The sequence below is a fragment of the Paenibacillus sp. FSL H3-0302 genome (genome assembly GCF_037982245.1).
Lineage (GTDB): Bacteria > Bacillota > Bacilli > Paenibacillales > Paenibacillaceae > Paenibacillus_AQ > Paenibacillus_AQ odorifer.
In genome coordinates this window covers 3,054,944-3,079,932 of sequence record NZ_CP150284.1, presented here as the reverse complement: position 1 = coordinate 3,079,932, position 24,989 = coordinate 3,054,944, and the positions used below count along the sequence as shown (strand labels likewise).

Annotated in this window: 27 protein-coding genes; 3 read left to right on the top strand and 24 right to left on the bottom strand. The window is 41.8% G+C overall.

The window, feature by feature from the left end; all coding sequences use genetic code 11:
* Positions 1-13: 13 nt before the first annotated feature.
* From MHH50_RS13680 to mraY, 10 genes are all read right to left on the bottom strand, one after another.
* Positions 14-325 carry an AzlD domain-containing protein gene (locus MHH50_RS13680; protein ID WP_036686713.1) on the bottom strand — a complete coding sequence of 104 codons (312 nt, stop codon included), beginning with the start codon at positions 323-325 and terminating at the stop codon, positions 14-16.
* Complete coding sequence (locus MHH50_RS13675) at positions 322-1,038, bottom strand: AzlC family ABC transporter permease (RefSeq protein ID WP_076309345.1); 717 nt, start codon at positions 1,036-1,038, stop codon at positions 322-324. Before MHH50_RS13675 ends, MHH50_RS13680 begins: the two co-directional genes overlap by 4 nt.
* A gap of 148 nt (positions 1,039-1,186) precedes the next feature.
* On the bottom strand, positions 1,187-2,290 hold the full coding sequence (locus MHH50_RS13670; protein WP_076309344.1) for a PRK06851 family protein: 1,104 nt from the start codon (positions 2,288-2,290) through the stop codon (positions 1,187-1,189).
* Between the two features lie 135 nt (positions 2,291-2,425).
* On the bottom strand, positions 2,426-3,946 hold the full coding sequence (locus tag MHH50_RS13665) for a M56 family metallopeptidase (RefSeq protein WP_340034452.1): 1,521 nt from the start codon (positions 3,944-3,946) through the stop codon (positions 2,426-2,428).
* A 23-nt stretch (positions 3,947-3,969) separates the two neighbouring features.
* On the bottom strand, positions 3,970-4,329 hold the full coding sequence (locus tag MHH50_RS13660) for a BlaI/MecI/CopY family transcriptional regulator (RefSeq protein ID WP_076126183.1): 360 nt from the start codon (positions 4,327-4,329) through the stop codon (positions 3,970-3,972).
* A gap of 201 nt (positions 4,330-4,530) precedes the next feature.
* On the bottom strand, positions 4,531-4,971 hold the full coding sequence (locus tag MHH50_RS13655) for an NUDIX hydrolase (protein ID WP_076126240.1): 441 nt from the start codon (positions 4,969-4,971) through the stop codon (positions 4,531-4,533).
* A gap of 67 nt (positions 4,972-5,038) precedes the next feature.
* A complete protein-coding gene (locus MHH50_RS13650) occupies positions 5,039-5,659 on the bottom strand; it encodes a thermonuclease family protein (protein WP_340034451.1) in 621 nt (206 codons plus the stop codon).
* A gap of 152 nt (positions 5,660-5,811) precedes the next feature.
* Positions 5,812-6,981, bottom strand: coding sequence for an MFS transporter (locus MHH50_RS13645; RefSeq protein ID WP_076279011.1), 1,170 nt, complete (start codon positions 6,979-6,981; stop codon positions 5,812-5,814).
* 81 nt (positions 6,982-7,062) lie between these two features.
* A complete protein-coding gene (locus MHH50_RS13640) occupies positions 7,063-7,374 on the bottom strand; it encodes a helix-turn-helix transcriptional regulator (protein ID WP_076190171.1) in 312 nt (103 codons plus the stop codon).
* 106 nt (positions 7,375-7,480) lie between these two features.
* Positions 7,481-8,434, bottom strand: a complete 954-nt coding sequence (mraY, locus tag MHH50_RS13635; RefSeq protein WP_076126177.1) for a phospho-N-acetylmuramoyl-pentapeptide-transferase — start codon at positions 8,432-8,434, stop codon at positions 7,481-7,483.
* 294 nt (positions 8,435-8,728) lie between these two features.
* Here mraY and MHH50_RS13630 point away from each other — a divergent pair, with 294 nt between their 5' ends.
* A complete protein-coding gene (locus MHH50_RS13630; protein WP_076218025.1) occupies positions 8,729-9,349 on the top strand; it encodes a TetR family transcriptional regulator in 621 nt (206 codons plus the stop codon).
* 47 nt (positions 9,350-9,396) lie between these two features.
* A complete protein-coding gene (locus MHH50_RS13625) occupies positions 9,397-11,700 on the top strand; it encodes an MMPL family transporter (protein WP_340034448.1) in 2,304 nt (767 codons plus the stop codon).
* 112 nt (positions 11,701-11,812) lie between these two features.
* Here MHH50_RS13625 and MHH50_RS13620 read toward each other — a convergent pair whose 3' ends face one another.
* The 6 genes from MHH50_RS13620 to MHH50_RS13595 all read right to left on the bottom strand — a co-directional run bounded on the left by MHH50_RS13620 (position 11,813) and on the right by MHH50_RS13595 (position 17,311).
* Positions 11,813-12,946 (bottom strand): GNAT family N-acetyltransferase, encoded by a 1,134-nt coding sequence (locus MHH50_RS13620; RefSeq protein WP_340034447.1) that lies wholly within the window; start codon positions 12,944-12,946, stop codon positions 11,813-11,815.
* Positions 12,947-12,982: 36 nt separating this feature from the next.
* Positions 12,983-13,612, bottom strand: a complete 630-nt coding sequence (locus MHH50_RS13615; protein ID WP_076307360.1) for a hypothetical protein — start codon at positions 13,610-13,612, stop codon at positions 12,983-12,985.
* A 113-nt stretch (positions 13,613-13,725) separates the two neighbouring features.
* Positions 13,726-14,511 carry an ABC-2 family transporter protein gene (locus MHH50_RS13610; protein WP_036686696.1) on the bottom strand — a complete coding sequence of 262 codons (786 nt, stop codon included), beginning with the start codon at positions 14,509-14,511 and terminating at the stop codon, positions 13,726-13,728.
* Positions 14,512-14,517: 6 nt separating this feature from the next.
* Positions 14,518-15,267: an ABC-2 family transporter protein gene (locus MHH50_RS13605; protein WP_340034616.1), complete on the bottom strand. Its 750-nt coding sequence runs from the start codon at positions 15,265-15,267 to the stop codon at positions 14,518-14,520.
* Positions 15,268-15,394: 127 nt separating this feature from the next.
* Entirely contained in the window at positions 15,395-16,450 is a 1,056-nt protein-coding gene (locus tag MHH50_RS13600) for an ABC transporter ATP-binding protein (RefSeq protein ID WP_076126169.1), read from the bottom strand.
* 78 nt (positions 16,451-16,528) lie between these two features.
* Positions 16,529-17,311 carry a GTP cyclohydrolase II gene (locus MHH50_RS13595; protein ID WP_036686690.1) on the bottom strand — a complete coding sequence of 261 codons (783 nt, stop codon included), beginning with the start codon at positions 17,309-17,311 and terminating at the stop codon, positions 16,529-16,531.
* Positions 17,312-17,505: 194 nt separating this feature from the next.
* Here MHH50_RS13595 and MHH50_RS13590 point away from each other — a divergent pair, with 194 nt between their 5' ends.
* Positions 17,506-17,832, top strand: coding sequence for a winged helix-turn-helix transcriptional regulator (locus MHH50_RS13590; RefSeq protein ID WP_036686688.1), 327 nt, complete (start codon positions 17,506-17,508; stop codon positions 17,830-17,832).
* 77 nt (positions 17,833-17,909) lie between these two features.
* Here the strand turns inward: MHH50_RS13590 and MHH50_RS13585 are convergent, their stop codons facing one another.
* From MHH50_RS13585 to MHH50_RS13550, 8 genes are all read right to left on the bottom strand, one after another.
* Positions 17,910-18,794, bottom strand: coding sequence for an ABC transporter permease subunit (locus MHH50_RS13585; protein ID WP_076183784.1), 885 nt, complete (start codon positions 18,792-18,794; stop codon positions 17,910-17,912).
* Positions 18,791-19,783: an ABC transporter ATP-binding protein gene (locus MHH50_RS13580; RefSeq protein WP_076183782.1), complete on the bottom strand. Its 993-nt coding sequence runs from the start codon at positions 19,781-19,783 to the stop codon at positions 18,791-18,793. The genes MHH50_RS13585 and MHH50_RS13580 overlap by 4 nt, the downstream gene beginning before the upstream one ends.
* A complete protein-coding gene (locus tag MHH50_RS13575; protein ID WP_340034444.1) occupies positions 19,783-20,868 on the bottom strand; it encodes a DUF4179 domain-containing protein in 1,086 nt (361 codons plus the stop codon). Before MHH50_RS13575 ends, MHH50_RS13580 begins: the two co-directional genes overlap by 1 nt.
* Before the next feature lie 44 nt (positions 20,869-20,912).
* Complete coding sequence (locus MHH50_RS13570) at positions 20,913-21,431, bottom strand: sigma-70 family RNA polymerase sigma factor (protein WP_076218030.1); 519 nt, start codon at positions 21,429-21,431, stop codon at positions 20,913-20,915.
* Between the two features lie 119 nt (positions 21,432-21,550).
* Positions 21,551-21,868, bottom strand: coding sequence for a hypothetical protein (locus tag MHH50_RS13565; protein ID WP_036686678.1), 318 nt, complete (start codon positions 21,866-21,868; stop codon positions 21,551-21,553).
* A gap of 144 nt (positions 21,869-22,012) precedes the next feature.
* Complete coding sequence (gene nagE / locus MHH50_RS13560; RefSeq protein WP_036686675.1) at positions 22,013-23,467, bottom strand: N-acetylglucosamine-specific PTS transporter subunit IIBC; 1,455 nt, start codon at positions 23,465-23,467, stop codon at positions 22,013-22,015.
* Between the two features lie 47 nt (positions 23,468-23,514).
* On the bottom strand, positions 23,515-24,021 hold the full coding sequence (locus MHH50_RS13555) for a PTS glucose transporter subunit IIA (protein ID WP_076126158.1): 507 nt from the start codon (positions 24,019-24,021) through the stop codon (positions 23,515-23,517).
* A gap of 22 nt (positions 24,022-24,043) precedes the next feature.
* A complete protein-coding gene (locus tag MHH50_RS13550) occupies positions 24,044-24,916 on the bottom strand; it encodes a PRD domain-containing protein (protein WP_076126156.1) in 873 nt (290 codons plus the stop codon).
* Positions 24,917-24,989: the final 73 nt, after the last annotated feature.

Genomic DNA, 24,989 nt, shown 5'->3' with positions numbered 1-24,989 from the left:
AATCCGGGTTTTCTTAATGGTTCATAGTAAGGATTTTTACAATTAGTGCTGCAGAAACAGCGCCTAAGATCACGAGTAACAGCGGGATTTTCCTAATTAATACCAGTATAACAGCGACTATACCCGAAGCGATACCTACAAGATTGTCATCTGCGTCCACCTGAAATATCCCAGGAACCGTTAAAGCACTAAGAACCGCGATAGGCAAATATTCCAACAAAGCTTGGACTTTGGAAGAGCCATTCGTATGCTTTGTCAGCAGCAAAGGTACAAAACGAAATGAAAATGTAAGGATTGCCATCCCGATAATGATCAGAATAGTCATACGGATACCTCCTTTTCTACTTCAGCTTGCTCTCGAAATAAGGAGCCTACTGCCATACCCATTAACATAGCTGCAAGTATCGAGGAGTTTCCAAGTACGGGATGTAGGAGCCATGAAGAACCCGCCGCTGCTAAACATATGGCCAAATTCCGAATGCTTCCCTTTAGTTGTGGCACTATTAGTGCTATCAGTAAGGCATATAATGAGGTGTTCAAAGCAGGTAAGTATACAGCCGGAATGTAGGATGCCAGCGATATTCCCGCAGCTGTTGCCAGTAAATTTGCTATATACGGAGGAATTTGTAGACCCAGCAAATATGGAAGAGTTATATTTTCTTTTGAATGATTGCGGGGGATCATACTAACAGCGTACACTTCTTCTGTTAAACTGAACCCAATCCAGACTTTGGCCAGCGGATTGATTGTACGGTCAAGCTGACTCCCAAAAGATAGGCTTATAAACAAATATCTTAAATTAATGATCAACGTAAGCAGCAGGATCATTGGAGCGGCGGCACCAGCGGCAAGCATTTTCACGCCAATAAATTGGCTGGCTCCCGCAAATACGAGCGCTGACAATAAGAACACTTCCAGACTCCCCAGGCCTAATCCCTTACCGACCAATCCAAACGTAAAACAAGCAGGAATAAATCCTGCAACAATAGCTACAGAATCCTTAAGACCCGTTCTAAACATCACTTTCTGATCACTCATAAGTTTCTCTCTCCCTTATCGTTGTCCCTAGAGAGAGCATACTTGGATACAATTCTGGTGGGAATAACCGCATGGGTGCGTATGTACCATACCAATTTCTTGACATAGAAAAAAGACCGCCCGCTAAGAGAGCGATCTTTAATGAAGGTTAAACCTCCTGAGGACTTTCCACAATCCCGCTGATTTCTTGTTGAATTTGGGATTTAATCTGATCTATATGGTCAAAATCTGTAGCTGCGGCATAGATTGTCTTTAACTCATCCAAAAATACTTTGGCATCTGTCAGATGTTGAATGGATTGTTTCATGGTGCTGGAATATCGCTCTTTAATACTTGCGATGGCTTCGGCAAAAGCTTCATCCGTACCTGGCTGAATGCACCGTGAATACATATCAACAATCTCGTCGGTAGCACGATCAGGGAAATACTCATGCGGAGCTGTGCTGTCAAAAATAGCAAACCCAAGCTCGCGTACGATAATCATATCAAGGCTGTTCGGATCGAAACCACAGTGGTAAATCTCAACATCGACACCACGTTTTATTCCTTCAGCCGCCAATTTTTTTAAAAGTGTAGATTTACCGGAACCCGCGCGACCTTTTACAAGATATCTTTTTAGCCCTGCGGTTAAATTAGGTACAAAATCCACTGCACCCTTAGGCGTAGCTGCACCTAAAAAACGGTGATCCACCCGGCTTACTTTTTCGAAGTTCTGATCACCATACAGAAGTTGAATATACTCCTGAGTCAGCTCATCAGCGGCTTGGAAATTCATTGTCGCAATATAAATCGCTTCCCATTCGTCATGAATGCGGAGTGCTTCAGCAAAGCCTGAATAAGCTAGTTCATGCTCTTCCGTGTACTGATCAACTAAGCTGTCGATCTCAACACAACGCTGGCTTAACTGGAGCGTATCGACGGCCTGCTCCAAATTCACATGTACGATGGCCTCTTCAGGCAATTCTGGCTTAATGACCCGTGGAGCCGTACCATCTATAATTCCTACTTTTAATTCAGGAATAACCACTCCGTCGAGTGAATCATTATCTGACGCTGTGTGAATTAACCAGATCTCATAACCTTGTTGAGCCAGAAGATCTCCGATTTCTCGAATGATTCTAGTTTTCCCCGTACCGGGGCCTCCTTTTAAAACAAACAAACGTGTTAAACCTTGCAATGACGACTCATAGAGGTTAGAGAAGCCGTGAGCTGTGTTGCCGCCAGCAAAGAAATTCAGGATTGTTCCGTCCATAATCGCACACCTTTCCGGGCTGATGTCATGTTTCATTGTTCATCTTATTAACGTTCTGCGGGAAGGGTGACGCTTTAGAAATCGAAGTTAAGCAGGAATCTAACATTTATGTGACAACACACTCTTAGATTATTCTTAATTGTATTTGCTCAGTATCTCTTTCGCTTCCCTCTGCGTCATATTTCCTTGCTTGACTTGTTGCTCACAGTAAGGTTTAACCTTAGCAAGAAGCTCTTCCTTCGTGTCAAACGGGCCAAATGAGATAACCTCACCGTTGTCCGACGAAATGGTTTCACTGTAGACAGAAGTACTTATTTCAGTCGCATTAGAGGACAACATCATGTCGTCCTGACCATTCACGGTCTTTGAAATTTTTGTCCCGTTCTTAATATCAGCAAGATTTTTTTCATACCTAGCGATAACATCATCCACACGCTTCTGTGTCCATGTGAACCACCCATCTCCTGAGGTCCATGCTTTTCCTCCAATTATTTTTGGGAGTTCTATTTTTTCATCTTCGAGCCAAGCTTTGTATTCATCATAAGTCCACCATTCTACATCTGAAACGGGATATTTTGCTTCATACTCCACTTGGCTCATCCATGTCTTTCCTCCATTCGTTGAGTACTGAATATTATCATTGTCCCCACGAGTCAACACAGATGAATCTTGATTCGTCTTCAAGCCAGCAGACTTCGCTGAACTGGTTGCAAAAACAGCCGTAGCCCCAACAACTAAGACAATGGCTAGAACAGTCGCAGCGGTGGTCGTTTTTTTCATCTTCATAATCATCATAATCCTTTCTTCAATCGCATTTTTTGAAAAATGATTGCTTAAAGGGTTTAGCTTATTCTTTCGTTCTTCCATTGTTATAAGAGACATTGCATAAGCTCTTTTCGTTGTTTCGCCAAATGATCGCACAACCGTTTCATCACAGGAATGTTCAATATCACGATTAGCCAGCATATACATGACCCACACTAACGGGTTAAACCAATGAACACAGAGAACAGCTGTTAATATCAGCTTCGTTATCTGATCGAATCGTCGAATATGTACTAGTTCATGCATAAGAATGTATTGTATCTGCTCAATATTACTCCAGTCTGTATTTTTCGGCAGTAGGATTACTGGATGCTTAATTCCATAGGTTAGGGGTGAACGGATTAAATCCAATTGCCGGATCTGTATCGTGCGTGTCAACTTATGTTCATCTAGCCACTTCAAAGCAACGGGATGATCAACAGGCAAAGAAGCATGAAATTCTCTTCGACATTTCACATAAGTGATGATGAAGTACAATGCGGAAATAACCATACCCATTATCCAAATGACTAAGATAGACGAGATAGCAAAAGACAAATGGTTATTAATCGACTGAACCTCAGACGTCGAAGTCGAACCTACTAGATTCATGGTTAAGGTTAGTGGGGAGGACGGATTAACGAAAGTCACATTGTTCGAATTATTCAAAGGTAAACTATCAACCCATGTGTAAATACTAAATGGTGACGGCAAAGAAAAGGGAATCAGTAGTCTGTATACAACCACCCCCCATAACACCATAAAGGTTTTCTTAGGCAGCTTATTGATGACCAGCGATCGAATGACAATAATAGCCACGATCATCACCGCAGCAGTAAAACTCATATTCATAAAGGTGCTCATAGGCCATCACCTCATTCAACGTTATCGACGATTTGTTTGAGCTTCTCAATCTGTTGAGCAGATAATTTCTTACGCCCAAGTAAGGATGCAAATAACTTGTCGACAGAACCATTGAACACCTTGTCAATCAGCTCATCTGTCTCCATTTCTTGTACCTGCACCTTAGCAATTAACGCATGACACATAAAATTAGGTTCATAGCGCTCAATTGCACCTTTACCAATACACTTTTTGATAACAGTATAAGTTGTATTCATATTCCAACCAATCTCAGCCTTCAAAATATCAGAAATTTGTTTGGCAGACCTATCTCCTTCTTTCCATAACACTTCCATTACTTTAAGTTCCGAATCAAAAAGTTTAATAGTCATTTAAATCATCTCCTTACACTATTGCAATAGTTTGGGTCTTGGATACAGACTACTCCAATAGTTTGACGAAGTCAACACTGCTGCTATAGTTATTTTCAACAGGAAAATTCGTGGTTGTACTGAAACTTCCGAGGAAATGGCAAACTAAAGAAAGGGCTACCACTAGGCAGCCCTCTTTAATCTTTTGAATACCATCCGACATCACTTCACAAAACGATCCAAAAACCTCTTAATGACGGGAACATCTGGAGGAGACAGCTCGCTTGGCAATTCTGCATAATTAAAAAAACGCAATTCTTGCACTTCAATTCCATCTACTTTTAGCGCCCCATCAAAGTCTGTGCATAGATACGCAGCCACAACATTATATACTTCATCCCCGTGCGGGTATTTATAATAAAGATCTTTTCCAGAGAACATGTCGAACAATTCAAGACCTTTGGCTGTTAAGCCCGTTTCCTCAAAAAGCTCCCTCTTAGCGACCTCTTCTAAAGTCTCCCCAAGCTCCATCGAGCCACCTGGCAAACCCCAGCATCCGTTGTCCGTTCTACGTTGTAATAATAATTGATGATTGCTGCACAATAAAACACAGGCTCCTGCCATTATAAGCGGTCTGGTACCTACCAGCTTTCTTAACTCCATAATATAATCGCTCAAAAAACTACATCCTTTCTTCTAATAGGCTCAAATATCCTAAGCTAATTAAAATTTATTTCTTTTTCTGCACATGAAAACCATTGTCTTGCGCGTAATTTTCAATGCTCCAAATACCTATTCCCCGCTCTCGCGCCTTATCCTGAATCGCTCTAAATTGATCTACGTATTTTGTATTAGGTGCAAATACATAGGCTACACGTGCATAACCCTGCTCTAGCAGAATCTCATTGAACATTTTCCCATCTATATAGAGGTAACAAAGTAGGCGGCCATATTTGTCCCGCTCCGATACATCTAGTTCAATTTGTACATCTTTATCCGTAAGCATCTTTTTGGCGAAATCAGAAGCTTCTAACGAAAAGGGCTGTGGTTCGGGGATGTTCGGATTCACTGACTCTGGAGTATCGACCAGCAATAAACGAATGGTTTCCTTTTTGCCGCCTATAGTCAGCTTCATGGTGTCACCATCGACTACTCGTGTTACCTTTGCATCTATTAAACGTTTGTTGTCCTCTGTTGTATTGTCTGGCGTAGAACCCAATCCAGAACTGGAATCAGCCGTAATCGTTGGAACTGGCTCTAAAGTAATCTGCTCGGCTAAGTTGCAGGCAGTTGTTGTTCCAAGTAAGAGTGTGATAGCTAAAAATCTTTTTACTAGATAAATCTTATTCATTGTTAACCTCTTTCTTATACACGTATGTAATTTCATGGGGTCTATTAAAAATAAATTAAAAAACTTAAAAACACAAGACTGTACTACTAATCATAGAAAACAGCGACAGCCATGTACCAGAAAAAAGATACTTGGCTATCGCTGTTTCGCCTTTACTCTACTTCCACCACGTTTAATTTGGAAATCTTTATTTTGATTATGATCGATAAGAAAGCAAGCAGGGAAAACATAATTCCGATCCAAATGAGTCGATGTATTCCTGCATGAGAAATAAACCAACCACCGATAGCAGTCCCTATAGTAATTCCAAGGTTGGAAAATGAGATAAACAAGCTGTTACCGAATTCGGGAGCTTCTTTCGCTTCGGTCGTTAACCATGCTTGACTGACAATCAGTCCGCCGGAATGCACTGCCCCCCAAATGATTATGATAACAACCATCGGAAGGAAATAAGAACCTAGATAATATACGAATAAGTAAGTTACCGCATATAACAATGGAAACATGATAACGGTCTTTGTAATGCCTTTATGCAAAAGGCTTCCAAACAAAAAATTCCCAAAAATCATGATTATCCCAAAGGCCATCAACATGATACTAATCCATGACCCGTTCATATGTGTTACCTGCCCAAGATATTCAGCAAAGTAACTGTACACAGAAAACATAGCTGCAAAGATAAAAATAACTGCCACAATATTTAACCACAATAGGGGTTTGCGTAAAATACCAAGTTGTTTACCATATGACATTTTTTCTTTAACTGGCATGGAAGGAAGCCAAGCTAGTATTCCTAAAAAGGCAATTATACTTACGACAGCTCCAAACAGAAAAGCGACTTCTAACGAAATTTTGTCCGCGAGATAAGAAGTCAAAGGCACACCAAAAGCAAACCCGACCGTTATTCCGGCGAAAACCTTTGTAACTGCTTTGGTGCTCTTTTCCGGAGGGACAAGTTGGGCAGCGGTAACAAGTGCAACTGAAAAAAACACGGGATGAAAAATAGCAGGGATAATACGGAAAATCAGCATTACTTCAAACATGGTCGTATACGCATAAACAATATTTGAAATTGCAAAAATAAGCACAGCAGTTAATAGAATTATTTTACGATTAATTCCAGAAGCCAATAAGGTCAGAAATGGACCTGAAATAGCAACAACTAAAGCAAATATACTTACAAGCCATCCAGACTGAGAAGTTGATATATTAAATTTTTGAGTTACCTGTGGCAGAACACCTATAATCCCCATTTCCGTTGTAATAATGCCAAATACGCCTAAAGCCAAAATAATAATAAGCAAAGGGTTAACCTTTTTCATTTTAAAATAATCCTCCATTTATATTCACATATTTAGATTTGTAGATATGTATTACCAAAAAAAAGCCCTTCCTCCTTTCTCCTATAGTTTCTCTTTAATATAATCGGAAAACTCTTGAATTGTCTTTTCGTTTCGACGATAATACGTCCACTTCCCAATTCGCTCAGATTCCAGCAAACCAGCTTTTTGCATAGTCAATAGATAGCTCGAAATAACCGACTGTGCAAGCCCCGCTTTAGCTTGAATATCTCCCACGCAAATCCCAATTTGAAAATTTAGGCCTTGTTGTAAATAAGGCTTTTCATCAAAAAATTCCTCGGGAGTTTTTAGCCACATCATAATTTGACTGCGAGTCTCGTTAGACAACGCTTTGAATATCAATAAAGGTTCCATGTGTTCCATTATATCTATTTTTATAGATTTGTAAATACAAAAGATGCCGATGTCTCGTTGTTGCAATAACATTATGTAGATTCATGTTTCGTATCGAATTGTTCGTTTAGTGAATTAAATATTTCCATATCAACCAGCACAGCAGTACGGATACCCAAGAAATGAAACCGAAAATCATCACGATTTTGTTTTCACTCCATCCGTATTTTAAGCTGAAGTGGTAATGGATCGGAGCCATCCGGAATAGCCGCAGCTTCGTCCGTTTGTAGTACCAAACTTGTAAAATGACCGACAACTGCTCCGCAAAATAAACGAAAAACAAAATCGGAATCAAAAGCTCAACCTTTTCAATGACAGCCAGAACGGAAAGGGAGCCACCGATCGCGAGTGATCCAGTATCGCCCATAAACGCTCTTGCTGGATAAATATTGTAAAGCAAAAGCCCTAGCAGACAACCGATCATAACAAGTGAAAAAGTCTGCACTTCAGGTTTGTCCGAGATCATAAAAAAGAAAAAATACGACGGTATGGCAACATTGATCAGTAGCCCATCGAGACCATCTGTAAAATTGATGGCATTCGCGGAGCCGACCACAAACAGCAAAATGATGGCCACATAAAGGTACACAGGCAACTGCAGATTTTGGCCTTTAAATAACTCGATATTACTCGTCAGGCCGAACGAATGGAATAACACATATAATATAAATCCAGTAAAAAGAAATTGAAGCACTAGTTTTGAGCGGCCGCTGATGCCGGATGGGTTTTGCCAAAAAGCCTTTTTGAAATCATCCAAAAATCCGACTGAACTAAACAACAAAAACGTAACGCATAAGAGTAACATTAGAGGCCCGGGTTGAAACTGCAGCGAAATCGCTATCCCGATAAGCAGGATCAACCCTGCCATTAGTGGTGTACCCCGTTTGGCCTGATGATCTGCTGGAAGCTCGGCACGAATCGGCTGCGTCAACCTCAGTCTATGCAGCGTCCAGATCAATAGAGGTGTAAACACCGCCACCAGAAGAAAAGACAGGCCGGAAACAGCCAGAATTCCATACATACAACGAACTCCCCTCTTTGAAAAGATCATTTATAATACTCACAAAATATTTCTAGAGTTAATGAGGTCGTCTGTAATTATGTACTCTTTTCATCTGTTGATAAAGAGAAATTATTCTATTTTTATTTCCTGTTTTCTGCTGTGAAACTACTGGGAATTTTCTATAAGCAGATTCCAAAGCATAAACTTGCCCAATGAGAAAGTTTGCACTTTGGGCAAGTTTAAATTAGTATATAGTCAGCAATCCTAATCTTCACCACAATTACAGCTATATGGGAGGTGTATACATAAATTATGATTAAACAAACGTTGAGAGATTTCAAAAAAGAAGCCACTGAAAAAGCGCTAGCTGAAGCGGCATTCGAACTTGCACTTGAACATGGGTTGGACGGTTTTGTTGTTGAAGATATCGTGCAAAAAGCCGGCTACTCCAGAAGAACTTTCGCAAACTATTTCACATGCAAGGAAGAGGCAGTTGCGATGGGAGCAGTTACCGTACGGAACACGAATGAGTATGAAGAATTGCTCACCAAAATCCCTGAAAATGCCTCCCTGCTGGATACCTTATATCAACTAATTAAGATGCAACTTACATCTGAGCTTATAGGGAGGTTGCGTGAGCTTTCTTTACTTTCCCGAAAATTCCCAGCTCTCGAGCCCCATTATCTAAGAGCAATACATCTTACGCAAACTGGAGCACAAAAAACATTGTTGCACTTGTCAAATGGTAAGTATGACGAGGTCTATACTTATCTGCTTATAAATTCGGTTTACGGAACTGTGCTTCCCTTAATTGACGGAAAACTTAATGTGCTGCTTCCGGGACAAACGACGAGCGACGATCCAAGTCCTGAAACGCTTACGTTCGATCAATTTTTGGAAACTATTTACGGATATTTACGCAACGGATTCTAATAGGCTAACAATCAGTTTTCATCATCGAGGGAGTGTAAAATAGATACATGTCAACATTATTATACAGAGTGGGAAAAACCGCTTATCGCAAACCTGGGTACTTCATTTTAGGTTGGATTTTAATTTTAGGAATTGTCATCTCTATGATCAGCATGAATGGTATTCATATCAGTTCAGAAATGAAGATTGAAGGCACAGAATCGCAAAAGATTTTGGATCAATTAGCAACAGAACTTCCGGCTGCATCTGGTGGACAAGGGAGTGTCGTGTTCAAAGCACCTGAAAATGAGCGATTGGATACGCCAGAACGTTTGGCAGCGATCACTAAAGGTGTTAATGAGGTTTACGGTATAAACGAAGTGATTAATCCTGCGGATTATGCAGCGGAAGCAAGTAGTTCAACTACTGAAGCAACTCAGGCTGCCAGTATGGATCAGTCTGCAGCAGCCACAGCACCCCTTTCCTATGGTCCTCTGATGGCAGATGGCGTTCCAGTACCTGGTGTTATTCTTTCCGCAGACGGTAGCATTGCATTGTTCCAATTCCAGTTTACTATTGAGCAATCTGCTATCTCTCAAGATATTTTTGATTCTGTAATTGATACCGTCAAGAATGTCGAGAAAGATACCAACATCACTGTACTGCCGGGCGAGACACTCAAATCAGTATCTATCGGTGTAGGATCAGCTGAGATTGTCGGACTTGTCATTGCTGCAATTGTTTTGCTGGTGACGCTTGGCTCTGTCGTTGCAGCAGGTCTGCCCCTTATAACTGCACTGCTTGGAGTCGGCATCGGTGTAGGTGGAGCATTTTCTATTTCCAAATTCATTGAAATGCCTAGTGTCACTTCCGTCTTGGCGCTTATGATTGGATTAGCCGTCGGAATCGATTATGCTCTTTTCATTGTAAATCGCCAACGCCGGATGATTATTGATCAAGGATTAAGCGCACAAGAAGCTGCGGCTAGAGCTATTGGCACATCCGGCAGCGCCGTATTTTTCGCCGGTTTGACGGTTATTATCGCTCTCTGCGGTATGCTTGTAATCGGGCTTACTTTCTTATCAACGATGGCGTTAGTAGCAGCTGCTACCGTCCTTATCAACGTATTTGTTGCCTTAACCCTATTGCCGGCATTGCTCGGATTGGTGGGTGAACGCATCTGTTCGCCTAAAGCTCGCAAGAAAAACAAGGATCATCATACAACGGGTAACCGCGGTATAGCTGATAGATGGGTTAAATTCGTCATCAAGTATCGTTGGGTCACTATTGTTGCCATCGTCGTGGTACTTGGCGTAGCAGCAACCCCTATAGCCAAAATGGAAATGGGCATTCCCGGAGCCGCCTCAGCGAATTTGGACACGGTAGCAAGACAAAGTTATGATGCTATATCCGAGGGTTTTGGAGAGGGCTTTAACGGACCGCTTATTTTGGTTGCAGAACCAAAGAATTCTTCCAATCCAGTCACTCCGGAGCTCCTAGGAAATCTTGTAAAAGAGCTCCAAGCTCAAAAGAATGTCGCGTTGGTCACTCCTCTGGGCATGACTAAGGATTTGGCTATCTTCAGTCTGATTCCAGAAACGGGTCCTAGCGATATAACAACCAAAAATCTGGTGAATGATTTACGGACTACGGAATCTAGTATCGCTCAAAGTAATGATGTTAAACTCGGGGTTACCGGATTTACCGCTGTTAACATCGATATGTCGGCCAAACTGGCAGATGTATTTCCCATTTATGTAGGAATCATCATTCTCCTATCGCTCATTATTCTTCTGTTGGTATTTCGTTCGATTATCGTTCCTATCAAAGCTACGATCGGCTTTCTGCTTAGCATACTCGCTACCTTCGGGATCACCACAGCCGTGTTCCAATGGGGCTGGCTCCATTCTCTCTTTGGTTTCGACACCGGTGGCCCATTGCTAAGCTTTATGCCAATCATCGTTACGGGTATCCTATATGGGCTTGCGATGGACTATCAGGTTTTCCTTGTCAGTTCCATGCGTGAATCGTACGTTCATGGTCATGAGGGATCAGAGTCCGTTGTCCATGGATACAACCAGGTGAGTCGTGTCGTAGTAGGCGCTGCTATAATTATGATCTCCGTTTTTGCAGGGTTTATTTTTACGGATGATGTCATGATTAAACAAATCGGCTTTACACTGGCCGTAGGGATCTTAATCGATGCTTTCATTATTCGAATGGGATTAGTTCCTGCTGTAATGTCTATTTTCGGCAACAAAGCTTGGGCACTTCCAAAATGGCTCGACCGTATTCTGCCAAACCTGGATGTCGAAGGCGAGAAACTGATTGCTACACTCAATGCTAAAGACAAATCTAATTCCATGAAATAGATACAATAATAAACAGCCTGAGTCCTGTATTCCTAGGGGTTCAGGCTGTTTTGTTTCTGTGGTAGGGTTCACTTCCCGCGAAGAGCAGATGGGCAAGGCTCTGGAAATTATCTCATTGAAGATTAAGGATTAAAGCGGGGCGCACACCGTAACAAGCTAAGTTGACATGTCCGTAACTGCGAATACTGCTACGAGTACCTACAAAATACGCACGTGAGGAAATCGCAGGTTGAGTTCTCAGCCACCACCATGAGCAGCCAAACTCTTCATTTTTCTCAAGGATATAATCAGCTTTGACTTTTTTATCATACACATACAATTTACATCCATCGTTCTTTTTCTCTTTAGAAAATCCCGTTCCTATCGCCCTACGCTTCGCACGTAAAGTATCTTCTCCAAGTTTAAAGGTGAATTCATTCGCCTCCGAAACACTAAGCAGAAAAATCTTTTCTTCCGTGTTTATACTTCCCTCTCCGTTATCTGTGCACTGTGTAGTCTTGATGAGCCTGTGCTCGGAGTCATTAAAAGCGGCATTATAAAACTCATCGTTCAACCACTTTCGCAAATCGGAGTCCCGCCATGTAACGTCAACATATTCACTGTGATACCGCCTGCAATCCAAAATGTACTCGCTCAAAATGAACAGTTCTCTACCTGAATTTTGCAGCACCCGCCACTTTATCGGCATTTGGTCTGCTCCGTCCGCCATTTGCGGATAAGAGCCAAAAGTAATTAGTTCGCCGGGTTTTGCCCGCTCATACACGAAAGCAAGATTATCATTTTCATTACAAATCATAATTATAAATTCTGTAGTTCCTTTAACGATTTCAGCTTCCCTGCTAAATCCTAGTTTTTCATACAAGCGTATCGCTCTATCGTTGAACTTCGCCACTGTCAGCCGCTTTGGTTTTTCCTCGCATCTCTCATTAATATAGTTAAGGACTGTTGTGAAAAATAGAGTCCCATTCCCCTGTCCGGTTAACTCAGGCTTCATTCCTAAACCCACATCTATAAAATCCTGAGAATATGTATATTTATCATTTGGAACCTGTGCCGGACTTCCTACACAGAAGAAACCAATCAATTGTTTATCTGCATCAAGTACAGAAAAAAATGCTGCCTCTAGCATTTCACTTATAGCTTCAGGAGTTAGTTCATTATTGTAAAAATCATAGGGTGGATCATATTGCCAGCTTAAAATATCCTTAGCAGCATCAGCATTCAGCTTTTCCACGTAAAGTTCCATTTCGCATCCCCCTTTGTTTTCAAAATCGATAAGTCCCTAAGAGTCTAGCTCTGCTAACTCCTGAAGGATTGTCTCTACATCACCATCAGGATTTAACGCTTTGATCATCTCTTTTGTAATGGCTGCATCCTCATAAACTTGTGCAACAACCTCTAAAGGGAGTGTGAGTTCAAAATAACCTTCGGCAAATTCCACAAAATCCTCAGCTGTGCGGAAAATAGTCCCTAGCAAAAAGTCCGAACCATCTTCTACCTCCGCTGGAATCTCTACCTTCCCCTTCTGCCACGTCAAATCATTATTTTCACGCCAAAAACAAAAAGTAACATCATCCTTAGCTATCGCCTCATCTTCCAGTATAGACAATAGCGAGGTTGGGACCTCTTCATAGATTCCTGGCCAAACTTCATGTTCGTCACGCGCATATGGACTTACTTCGGACTCATGATCAAAACCTTTAATTATCGTTCCTTGAGGTGTAAAAATAATAAACAAATTATCGCCTGAACCATTATCGATCGATGCTAGAGAAACATTCTTATCAAATTTAGAATCAAAACTATGATAGCGAAGCCAGTCCTCTGGACATAGGACAATATTTAGAGAAGCAAGTATTTTCATAAGTTTTTTTAAGTTTTCGGGTGCTGGTAAAATATCTAACACATTCATCTATGATTCCTCCCCATTGTAGATATAAATGATTTTAGCATATTCATGATTCCGAGTGAAAAAAAAGACTACCCGAAGGTAGCCTTTCCAACTTAACAAAACACTAGCTTAACTTAAGACCCCGCACCTTTATATCTTCGTACGCCATAACTCCAGGCTAACAAACCAATCCCCAGGAATATAGCGCCTACTACAGGTGTCATCAGAGCAAGGCTGGTCATCTCCTCCCGCTGTAGAAAAAGCGCGGCTGGATACACTCCGACGAATGCAAATGGAATGATCCAAGTAAGCAATACCTGTATAGCACGATTGTAAATCGTTACCGGGTAACGGCCATAAGTCTGAATGTTGTACATTAACGGAAGAATGCCAGTAGGAGCATCCGAATAGAAAGACAATGAAGTCAACGTTGTGTAAATCCCCGTATAGATGGCGACCGCACTTAACGTTAGAATGATCAGAGCCGGTATCGTCCACCATTCAAAGGGAAGACCCAAATTGCTGCCACTGATGGCCATAATAATAATACCTATGAATGAGCCCATAAGTGCTGGTGGATCAACATTTTCCAAAAAGATCTGGAACAAATTATGAGCTGGGCGTGTCAAAATACGGTCCATCTCACCTTTAACGATGTAACGTTCACTAAATCCCCATAGATTCACAAAACAACTAAACACCCCAAAAGGCACCATAAAGAATCCATAAACGAACACTACTTCATTCTGATTCCAGCCGCCCAGGCTATCTGTGTGCATAAAAATTACGAGAATAAAGATAAAGTTGGTAGCTTGAAAAAGTAAGTCTGAAATGACCTCTACCCAAAAGTCAGCGCGATAGGTGAGCCGGCTCTTCATATAATTTTTGATATATTCAATTAATAATCCCAGGTAATACATGTTTCCTCAACCTCCCTGCACGAAGAGACGCTGCCGCGCCGCATGATATAACCAGACAATTGGAATCAGCAATACCAGGAACCAAATAATTTGTATCCCTAATACATTCCATATTCCAACCCCTTGCACCCGTCCCGTAAACACTGAACCTGGCAAGTAGGTAATCGCCTGAAACGGCAGCACCTCAAGTACGGAAGATAACCAGTTAGGAAACAGACTGATCGGTACGATTAAGCCGGAGAATAAGTCTACAATCACCCGCTTCATTCGCATCATGCCTTCATTATTTTCTACAAAAAATGCCGAGAGCCCTGTAATGATATTGATCTGTGAATTAATTAAAAAGCTGAAAAAGAGCATCACCATGAACCCTGCCCAAGCAGATGGCGCTGTTGGCAATTGAACCGGGAACAGCAGCATCGCTATGGCCATGCCGGGAATCATAAATAAGAGGAAGCGGAACATTCCCTCTCCAAGACCTTGCATCATTTTGACTAAAACATAGTTATAGGGCCTTATAAACTGGATAGCGATACTTCCATCACGGATATCCGTAGAGATCTCGCGGTCTAGGTTATTAAAATAAAAGGCTCTAGCCATCCACGATACAGCTACATATGACGTCATTTGCGTTGCAGTAAAGCCACCCAATGAATCCCCATTGCCATAGATGGCCATCCAAGTGAAATAGTTAACCCCAATATTCAGTGAATAGATAAGAATACCTGAGTAGTAGTTAATCCGATAAGCAAGCATGGTAAGGAAACGGATGCGTATAAAATCTAAGTAAGCCCCGAATAGTAATTTACGGCTATTCTCCTGAGGACCACCAGAAGACGCGCCTCCTGAGGAGGAAGACATAGCCGTTGCAGGATTAAGCTTATCAGACATGTAAAGCCTCTCTTTCATCCTTCAGAGCGGCAGCCATTTCATCAGGCTTGTCTGCAGACCCGGATTGATAAATACTGCGAACAATATCGTCCGTATTGGTCTCTATGATTTTGATATCAGTAATATCTGCTTTTCCCACTACTCTGCCTAATACATCCGATACATTTAGCTCTAGCGGTATCCAGACAGACGCCCCTAAATCGTTCTCCGCAGACCAGGTAACAGGCAATCCCTCAGTCCATAACTCAAGTTGCTGACGTTTCGTAGCATTTCCAAATTGAAATTGAACCTCACGTCCGGTTCCCCAACGCTGCTTCAGGTCTTCCAGTCCTCCGTCATAAATGATACGGCCATCATCAAGCATTATCACTCGGGAGCAAAGCGCCTCAATATCTTGCAGGTCATGTGTAGTCAGCAGTATGGTTGTCCCATGCTCGCGGTTCATATCTTTTAGGAATTCACGGATCTCTGACTTCACCACAATATCTAAGCCAATGGTTGGTTCATCCAGAAATACAATCGATGGATTATGAAGCAATGCTGCCACTAATTCACAACGCATCCGCTGACCTAGACTAAGCTTACGAACCGGACGATTCAGCAGTTCTTGCAGTTGCAGTCGTTCGACCAATTCATCCAGCCGTTTCTTGAAATCTTGTTCAGATACCCGGTAAACCTTGCGCAGGAGCTGGAACGACTCAATCACGCCAATGTCCCACCATAGCTGACTGCGTTGCCCGAATACCACACCGATATTTTTCACGAATTTCTCGCGCTCCAAATACGGAACATACCCACCTACTGTCAGGTTTCCGGAAGTCGGCACGAGAATACCTGTGAGCATTTTGATCGTGGTCGATTTCCCAGCACCGTTCTCGCCGATATATCCACAGATCTCACCTTCAGGAATGGAAAAGGAAATGTCCTTCACCGCAGTCACTTCCGTATATTCCCTTTTAAACAAATCAGCGAAGGCCCCTTTGAGACCCTCGCGGTTTTTTTGTACTTTGAATGTTTTGCGTAAGTCTTGTACTTGAATAGCAGTCATATTGTACCTCACTAAGCTTAGAGTTGGTTCCCAGTACCCCATTATAATAGAAGAAGCGCAAAAGCACTACTTCAATCTTTACTTAGCCAGTCTTTCATTTAGCGAATGGGTGTCCTTCACAGCTTCTAAATGCCCTGAGCGAGCGACTTTAGTTCGCAAATATTTCTCGTTAAAAGAAGATACATCTCCCCATAACGCTACTCTTTTCACGGCATTCATCCCTGCAGCCTTGAGCGCATCCAATTTCTTCGGATTATTCGTAATCAGCGTCACTGGTTTGTGACGTAAAGTTTGCAGAACACTGATTGCCTCTTCGTAGTTTCTTGAATCATCAGCAAATCCCAACTCTAAATTAGCCTCAACTGTATCGTATCCTTCTTCCTGTAAAAGATACGCTAAAGATTTGCTGAACAGGCCAATGCCTCTTCCTTCATGATTCGCGAGATAAAATAATGCCCCAGAGCCATGCTCAACAATCATTTTCATGGATTGATGCAGCTGGAAGCCGCAATCGCAACGTTTACTGCCAAAAATATCGCCAGTATGGCAGATGCTATGCATCCGGATCAATGCATCCTCAGACCCTTCGAAATCGCCATATACCAACACACTGGATTGTTGTCCTTCTGCTAAGTTCATGGATGGCAAACGTGAAATTAAAGCTGCCGTTGCTTTACTGCTATCCTCTTGAAGAAGCTCTGCATCCGTTGTATTCAGCCAGTTGTACCATTTAAAAACAACGGTCTCGCCGTCTAAATTCACCGGTAACGTGATGGGTCCAACCAATATATTTGTGGAATTTGCTAAAGGAATTCGCGTGATTTTATTCTGTAAAATAGAAGTGATTTCTGGTTTAATCATAATTACACCTTCCTCATTGTTCATCAATGCTTAGATAGAGCTAAGCATAAGGATAAAATATTAGTTAAATTATAAGTAACTATTTGTAAGTAAGTTTATCATTGTAATATAACTTCGTCAAGTTATAATATATCTTTAAATATTTATAATTACTTTATGTAAGTTTATGATATAATGAATGTCGAGGTGATATTATGAATGATTTCAACATGTGTCCTCGCTTTGAAAAAGCGGTAGACTTGCTAAGTAAACGTTGGGTCGCGCTTATTGTTTTCGTGCTTATGCCAGGGCCACGCCGTTTTGGTGAAATTGAGAGCTGTCTGTCCAATCTCAGTGGCAAGGTGTTATCTGACCGATTGAAGGAAATGGAAACCGAAGGTATTATAGAGCGAACTGTATATCCTGAAATGCCAGTACGTATTGAGTACTCTCTGACTCCAAAAGGCACAGCGCTTGCTCCTATACTTGGTGAAATTGGAAACTGGTCTACCGAATGGATTGAGCTTGGTATTAAGAAATGATTCCCGCTACACAACACAAAGAGCCCTAATTGTCCCGATCATGAGACAAGAGGGCTCTTTTTGGATTAACATCCCCTTTATAAGTCTTTTCGCTCGAAGCGAAGTAGACCTATAACAAAAGCTAACAGGGTATATCCTATCGCATAAAAAATAAACATATTTGACGGAACCGTATTAAAATCCAGCAATCCATTCATGCTGCCGAACAATCCCATCATTCCACTCATTTCATTAGCGCTGAACAGGACGGCGGTCATTTTCCGCTGTAAACCATCCACTGGCATAAGCAGTGCCATCATTCCTGACAGATTATTTAATGTGTCAAGGACATCGGGTTCTAATCTCAGCGATCCTCCGATCTTATCAATCATCCCGCCTAACCAGCCAGCTCCATATAACATTGTCATAAAGACACCATTCCCCACTGCTGAGAAGAATCCAGAACCCAGCATAGAAATCGTAATTAGCAAAGGCACTACAGAGGAGAATAACAAAAATGATTTCAATAGGACTACGGCATCTCTAGGAACGGTGGCATGGATCTCAGTAATCCATAAAATAGAAATAAATAAAATCAGGGCATAACCGATCCCAAGCGTCACATATCCAAGCCAGCGACCTGTATACCATTTCCACCGCGGCAGCGGTCTTGGCAGTAAAGCCTGCATAACCCCTTGTTCCGCTTCACCTGCAATAGCTGAGAAGGAACTAAAGATCGCCAAAAAGGCGAGTACAAAAGCGCCAAAAAAGAAGCCAAGTGATAATATAAAAGCACCATTTGTAAAATTAGCTAAGAGATGCTCGCCACTGCTAATATCTGTTCTGTTCGGTATTCCGCTTTGTCCGATCGTATTTGCCACAAACCAAAACCCTATAAGAAAGACAATGGTCATAAGCAATGTTAATACCATTACTCGTTTACGCAGCAATTCCTTCCAGGTCATTCCTATGATTATTCTCATTCGTGTTCACCTCTGTGACTTAGGCCGGATACAGCACTCATAAACCAGTCTTCCAGACGTTCTCGCTTCCGTGAGACTTCATATAAGGTCATGCCCTGTTCAATAATTAACGTGTTCAGCCAGCCTACTTGCTCCTCATTCTCCAATTCCGCTTCCAGCCAAACTGTGCTACTCTCCAATGTAGCTGGGAATGAAGCTCCTTTTTCAGATTGAGCTCCGATATCCGCTGAAACTTTGATCTGAAGTTCAGTACTATCCTGTAACCAAGACAACAAAATAGGCGTAAAACCGCCCACTTTAAAATGCCAGCTTGTTCGCTTATTTAAGATCTCAGATACTTTCCCATGCCGCAGTATAACTCCGTTATTCAGCAGTGCCATACGGTCGCAGATGAGTTCAACATCCTCCAGTAGATGAGAGTTAAGAAATATTGTAACTCCCTTCTCTTTTAGCCTCTGCAAAATATTCCGAACTTCCTGACGTCCAATCGGGTCTAGCGCCGATGAGGGCTCATCCAGAAAAACGATGGCCGGATTGTTTACAAGAGCGCAAGCAAGCCCTAATCTCTGCTGCATCCCTTTGGAATAATGTTTCACACGATCCCGTCCACGGTTTCCAATTCCAACTTCCGCTAGAAGCTCTGGAATTCTTTTGTCGGCTACAGATCGCTCTACACGGCACAGCTTGGCATGCAGTCTTACTACTTCTTCCCCCGTAAGCCATTCTTGATAGCGATATAATTCCGGTAAATATCCGATTTGGGACTTGGCTTCAAGTGAACCGATCTTATGACCAAATAGAGTAGCACTACCATTCGATGGACGAATGAGACCTACCAACATTTTGACAAAGGTACTTTTCCCCGCACCATTAGGGCCGAGGAAGCCAAAGGCTTCCCCTTTCCCAACAGTAATCGTTACATCACGGCAACCACGTCCGTTATCATATTCTTTGGTCAAAGACTTCGCTTCTATTGCAGCAGCCGTCATTATTCAATCAACTCCCCTAACTTCTCTAAGAATACAGCTTTATCTGTATACACGCTTCCTCCGTTGAAATCAAACAGTTGTCCGTTCTGTACCCAAACGGCCGAGTACACAATCCCTTGACTATATTCATTCTGATTCAGTAGAACCGTTGTATCTTTAATCTTTATTTGATCGGTATTCAGGCCTTTTACCAGTGGCAGAGGAATTTCACCCGATAAAATGCGGCTCTGCTTTAAGCTGGATTTCAGATAATCTGGCAGCAATGGAAAATCGATTATAGCTTCCAAAGCTTCATCAACCTTTATAGTTGGATCTACCGTAATTAAAGGAGTCTTCGTCTGTGTAAGATTAGCCCATTTATCATTATCAATCGAAAGATCATAATTCACGATCTCCGAAAGATCTAATTTAATTTCTTTCCCATCTATGGCTTCTGGAAGAAGCTGTTTTGCACCCAATCTTTTCATTGCTTTATTAACTGCTTCAATATTAAGCTTCAAGGTTATTTCTTGTGAATTGGTTATATATGCGCTCTTCACATTCTCGAGCAAAGTTCCGCTTGGAAGTGTAAAACCTAGAGTCTCTTCCACCTGATTTAGCGGAATAATCCCTTTATTTGAACCAAAGGAACTTGTAAACACACCAAATTTGTTCATAGCTTCATTCATGGATTGACTTTCATTTACCTGATAAAAAATATCCCGGATATCATTTTCATTCACAACTGTAACTTCTTCCATCCGAAATTGATTCAGCAGCGATGCCATAGCCGTATTTCCTACTGGAGTTCCAAGTATAACCGCAAAGATCGCGGCACCTGCCACTGCTACTCCCCATTTGCGCCGACGATTCATGCGAGGACGCTTGGATGGGCGATTAGCTGTTGGATTGTCATCCGTAGATTGAGGCTGGTCTATATGTGGATCTGTTTTGTCATCATCTTTCATAACATCCACAGACAACTGCTGACTCCACACAGACCATTTGGGACTTGCAGGCTCAGACACTAACTTGTTTTGCAATTTGGCCCAGGCTTCATCTGTATGTTGTTTATTATGATCTTGATTTAGCGGTTGTTTAGTCATTAGTAATCCCTCCTAAATAATTTAGCTTCGCTTATCTCGTTTTATTATTCCGTCTGAGACAGTGATTTTGCTGCATTTTGTCTTAACCTCTGGGTCGCACGGTGCAGTAATGTCCCTACTACGGGAGGTCTTAGACCAAGCTCGCCTGCTATTTCCGCATAACTGTAACCAGAGTATCTAAGCAGAAGCGCTTGTCTATCCCTGTCAGGCAGCTCGTTCAACCATTCATGAACATCCTCCTGATCCAGCTTACTGATTAAGACTTCCTCTCCTGAAGGAGGTGATTCCCCCACTTCGTATAACTGTTCTTGTTTATTTTGCAGCCGCCGTTCCCTTGCTTTTTTGTCCAGATAATCATATCCAATACGAGTAAGGACTCTATGAAGCCAGGCACCCAGCGCTGCTGGATCATCTGGGGGGTTACGATACAATCTCAGAAAAACTTCTTGTGCCAAATCATCTGCTGCCGACTCATCACGAACCAAAGCGGTCAGCTTACGTCTGACAATAGGATAATGTTCATAGAATATTGCTTTAAAAATTTCAGATTCCGGAATTCCCATCTTGTAAATCCTCCTTATCAGCTGCAGCTATAAGTAAGACGACTATCAATGTATTTTTGTATCAAGATTACGTAAAAAAAGACAGCCCCTAAATTAATAAGGAAACTGTCTTCTAGTGTTTACCTAATTCGAATGTAACGATTAAGAATCTTTTTAGATAAAATACTCCGTTCCAGCCTAAGCTCCCAGAGCTGCTCTTTCCACTGAAACTGTTGCTCTGAATGTTCATTCTCCCGTAACTTCTCAAACAGCTTCATAATCATTATGTTAATGGCATCAAACCTTGACCAAAGTTCTATTACACTTTCTTCTTGTATCTGAGGACTTTCCGCTGCTGCACTAAGATTCTTTAAACGCTCAATGATGTCAGCCTGCCACTGCCCATCTTTAATCGCCTTGGCGTAATTTAAAAGATCCAAATAATCATCGACTGACATGTGTACCGACTCCTTTGCTTACTTATACCAAGTATTATACTAGGCATTATCTATAAAGCAACCCTTTATCTCTGGACACAGCAAAAAAAACAGGACTGGTATGAGAACCAGCCCTGTTTAAGGATTTCAACATGATCAATTTAGTTATAAAAGCTTTTGAATATCATCTTTAATTTGCTCTGATTTTGGACCAAATACGATCTGCACAGCCCCTTGACCCAGTCTCATAACACCGGAAGCTCCGAGCTGTTTCAATGCGGAATCTTTAACGGCTTTTTCGTCATTAACAATCAGACGAAGGCGTGTGATACATGCATCGATATTGCGGATGTTCGATGGACCGCCGATGTTCTCAAGAATTTGAGCAGCTTTAGAAGACGATGAAGGCGTTCCATTACCTCCAGGTGGTGCTAATAGACTTTCTTCATCATCATCTTCACGTCCAGGTGTTTTTAGCTTGAACAATGAGATAATAAAGCGGAATAGTACATAATACAAGACGAAGAATCCAAGACCCACAGGAATAAGTATCCATGCATTAGTAGACAGTTTCAGGTTTACAAGATAATCGATCAAACCTGCGGAGAAACCAAAACCAAGCTTAACATCTAAAATGTACATCAAGGCCATGGAGAATCCTGTTAATAAAGCATGAACTCCGTACAAGAGTGGTGCTACGAACATAAAGGAGAACTCAAGTGGTTCAGTGATCCCTGTTAAGAAAGAGGCAATGGCAGAACCGATGAAGATGGAAGCAACCATTTTACGTTTTTCCGGTTTAGCTGTATGAATAAATGCAAGAGCTGCCCCTGGAAGCGCAAACATCATAATTGGGAAGAATCCAGTCATAAACATCCCAGCAGTTTTATCTCCAGCGAAGAAGCGGTACAAGTCACCATGCACCAGTTCACCAGCTGCATTCGTAAAATCACCAATTTGGAACCAAGCAATCGTATTAAGCACGTGGTGAAGACCGAACGGAATCAGCAAGCGGTTAGCTGTACCGAAGATGAATGCTCCAACAGCCCCCAGTGACACAACCCAGTTCCCGAAGTCACTGATAACATCTTGTATCGGACTCCAGATCATACCCACAAATACAGCAAGAACCATCATAGAAGCTGCCGTAATGATTGGGACAAAACGTTTACCTGCAAAAAATCCGAGCCAATCAGGCATTTTTATATTGTGGTATCTCTTGTATAAGAACGCTGCCCAAGCACCAGCAAAAATACCACCAAGCACACCCATGTTCAATACAACATCATCATTGATGAAAGAGAATTGAAGCGGTACGATAAGCAGAATCTTAGTCAGTACCATGTAAGAAATTACTGCTGACAAAGCTGCTACGGCGTCACCGGCAAATCCAATGGCAACCCCTACCGCGAAGATTAAGGCTAGGTTACCGAAGATCGCATTCGCTCCGGCGTTTAGAAATGGAGCAAAGTATTGATTCAGAAATCCACCAATGGTCGCTCCTAGCGGAATATCTTTTTCGTAGTTAAGCAAACCAAACCCTTGAAGAATAGCTGCCGCCGGCATGGTTGCAACAGGAAGCATTAACGACTTACCTAGTTTTTGTAGAAAAGCCAACATTTAAAATCATCCTTTCGGTTCAATAGTAGTAGTGCTCTATAAACCATTTACTTTGAAGCCACGGTAAGAATCAGATCCTGTCCTGCTGTAACCTGACCATAATGTCCGCTTACTTGAGGTGGATTCTCCTCTGTACTGGTCACGATTACAGGCGAAATTGTGTCACAACCTGCCGCGCGAATTACGTCCAGATCAAATTCGATTAGGGTTTGACCTGCTTTTACTTGATCTCCAGAGGTTATATGACTGACAAAACCGTTGCCCTTGAGGCTGACAGTATCGATTCCGATATGTAATAGCAATTGCATACCGGAGGAATGTTCCAGAATGACTGCATGACTCGATTTCACGATATGAGCAACCCTACCGTCAAAAGGCGCTTTCAAAATTCCTTCAGAGGGTTTTATTGCAATTCCGTTACCCATATGACCGCCAGCAAAGGTTTCATCCGGAACCTGTGCTAGTGGAACTGACTCCCCGCTGATTGGTGCCATGATTTCGATGGTATGTTCAGTATGTTTCTCTTCTTTTTTTGATTTCCATTTGGAAAACATATGCTCCACTCCTCTTAAGATGTTAATTTGATTTCACTAAGGTCTGAAATAACCGATGCAAATGCATGGCTAGAAAACATAGTTCTTCTTCCGGAATTTCGACCTCAAGCGATCTTTGCATTACTTTACCGAGCTTTTTAGCCAGCTTGTATTCCTCTTTGTATTCTTTCTTAATATGTTTCACAAAGGGATTATCTATTAGTGATCCTTTTAAAATACGTTCCAGCGAAAAACGCAAGTGGATCATTAATCGGATATGATTCATACTGCCGTGCTCAAAAGTTATCTTTCGTTCTTGCTGAATCATGTCTAGAAGCTCATTGACAATATTAGAGGCCTTGACTAACTGACCAACCGATACATTATTGACTGCTGAATACACATGATAAGTAAGAAATCCAATCTCATCTTCGGGGATTTGCACTTGAAATTCAGCATTGATTTTCTCCGATGCCTTGTAAGCGATCTCAAATTCCTTCGGAAATGACATTTTGGTTTCTTGCAAAAACGGATTAATAATATCCATCCCGTTGCGCAGACGGTAGATGGTGAACTGTATGTGGCTCGGGAGTGCCAGATAAATCTTGTCGTTTAACTTGTCAGGAAATTGACTTTGGATATCTGCAATTATCTCATCAGTTATTTTCATTACCTTAGGATCTATATCTTCCAGCAAAACTTGATATTGGCTCCAGGCTTCGCGATCTTCTAGACGAAACAATTTCTCAATCCGAGCATCATTTCCTTCGATCACACCAGAACCCTTCACTGCAAATCCAATACCTTTGCCAATGATGACATATTCCTTCCCGTTTTTGCTTCCCTGAACCATTACAACGTTATTCCCAATTACACGCTGTACTTGAAATTGCTCGATCTCTCGCGACAAGCTCATCACTCCTCTCCCTAATTATCGTCAAATTGGAACAAAAAAAGCCAAGAATTGTCTAATGGAAATAAAGACAATT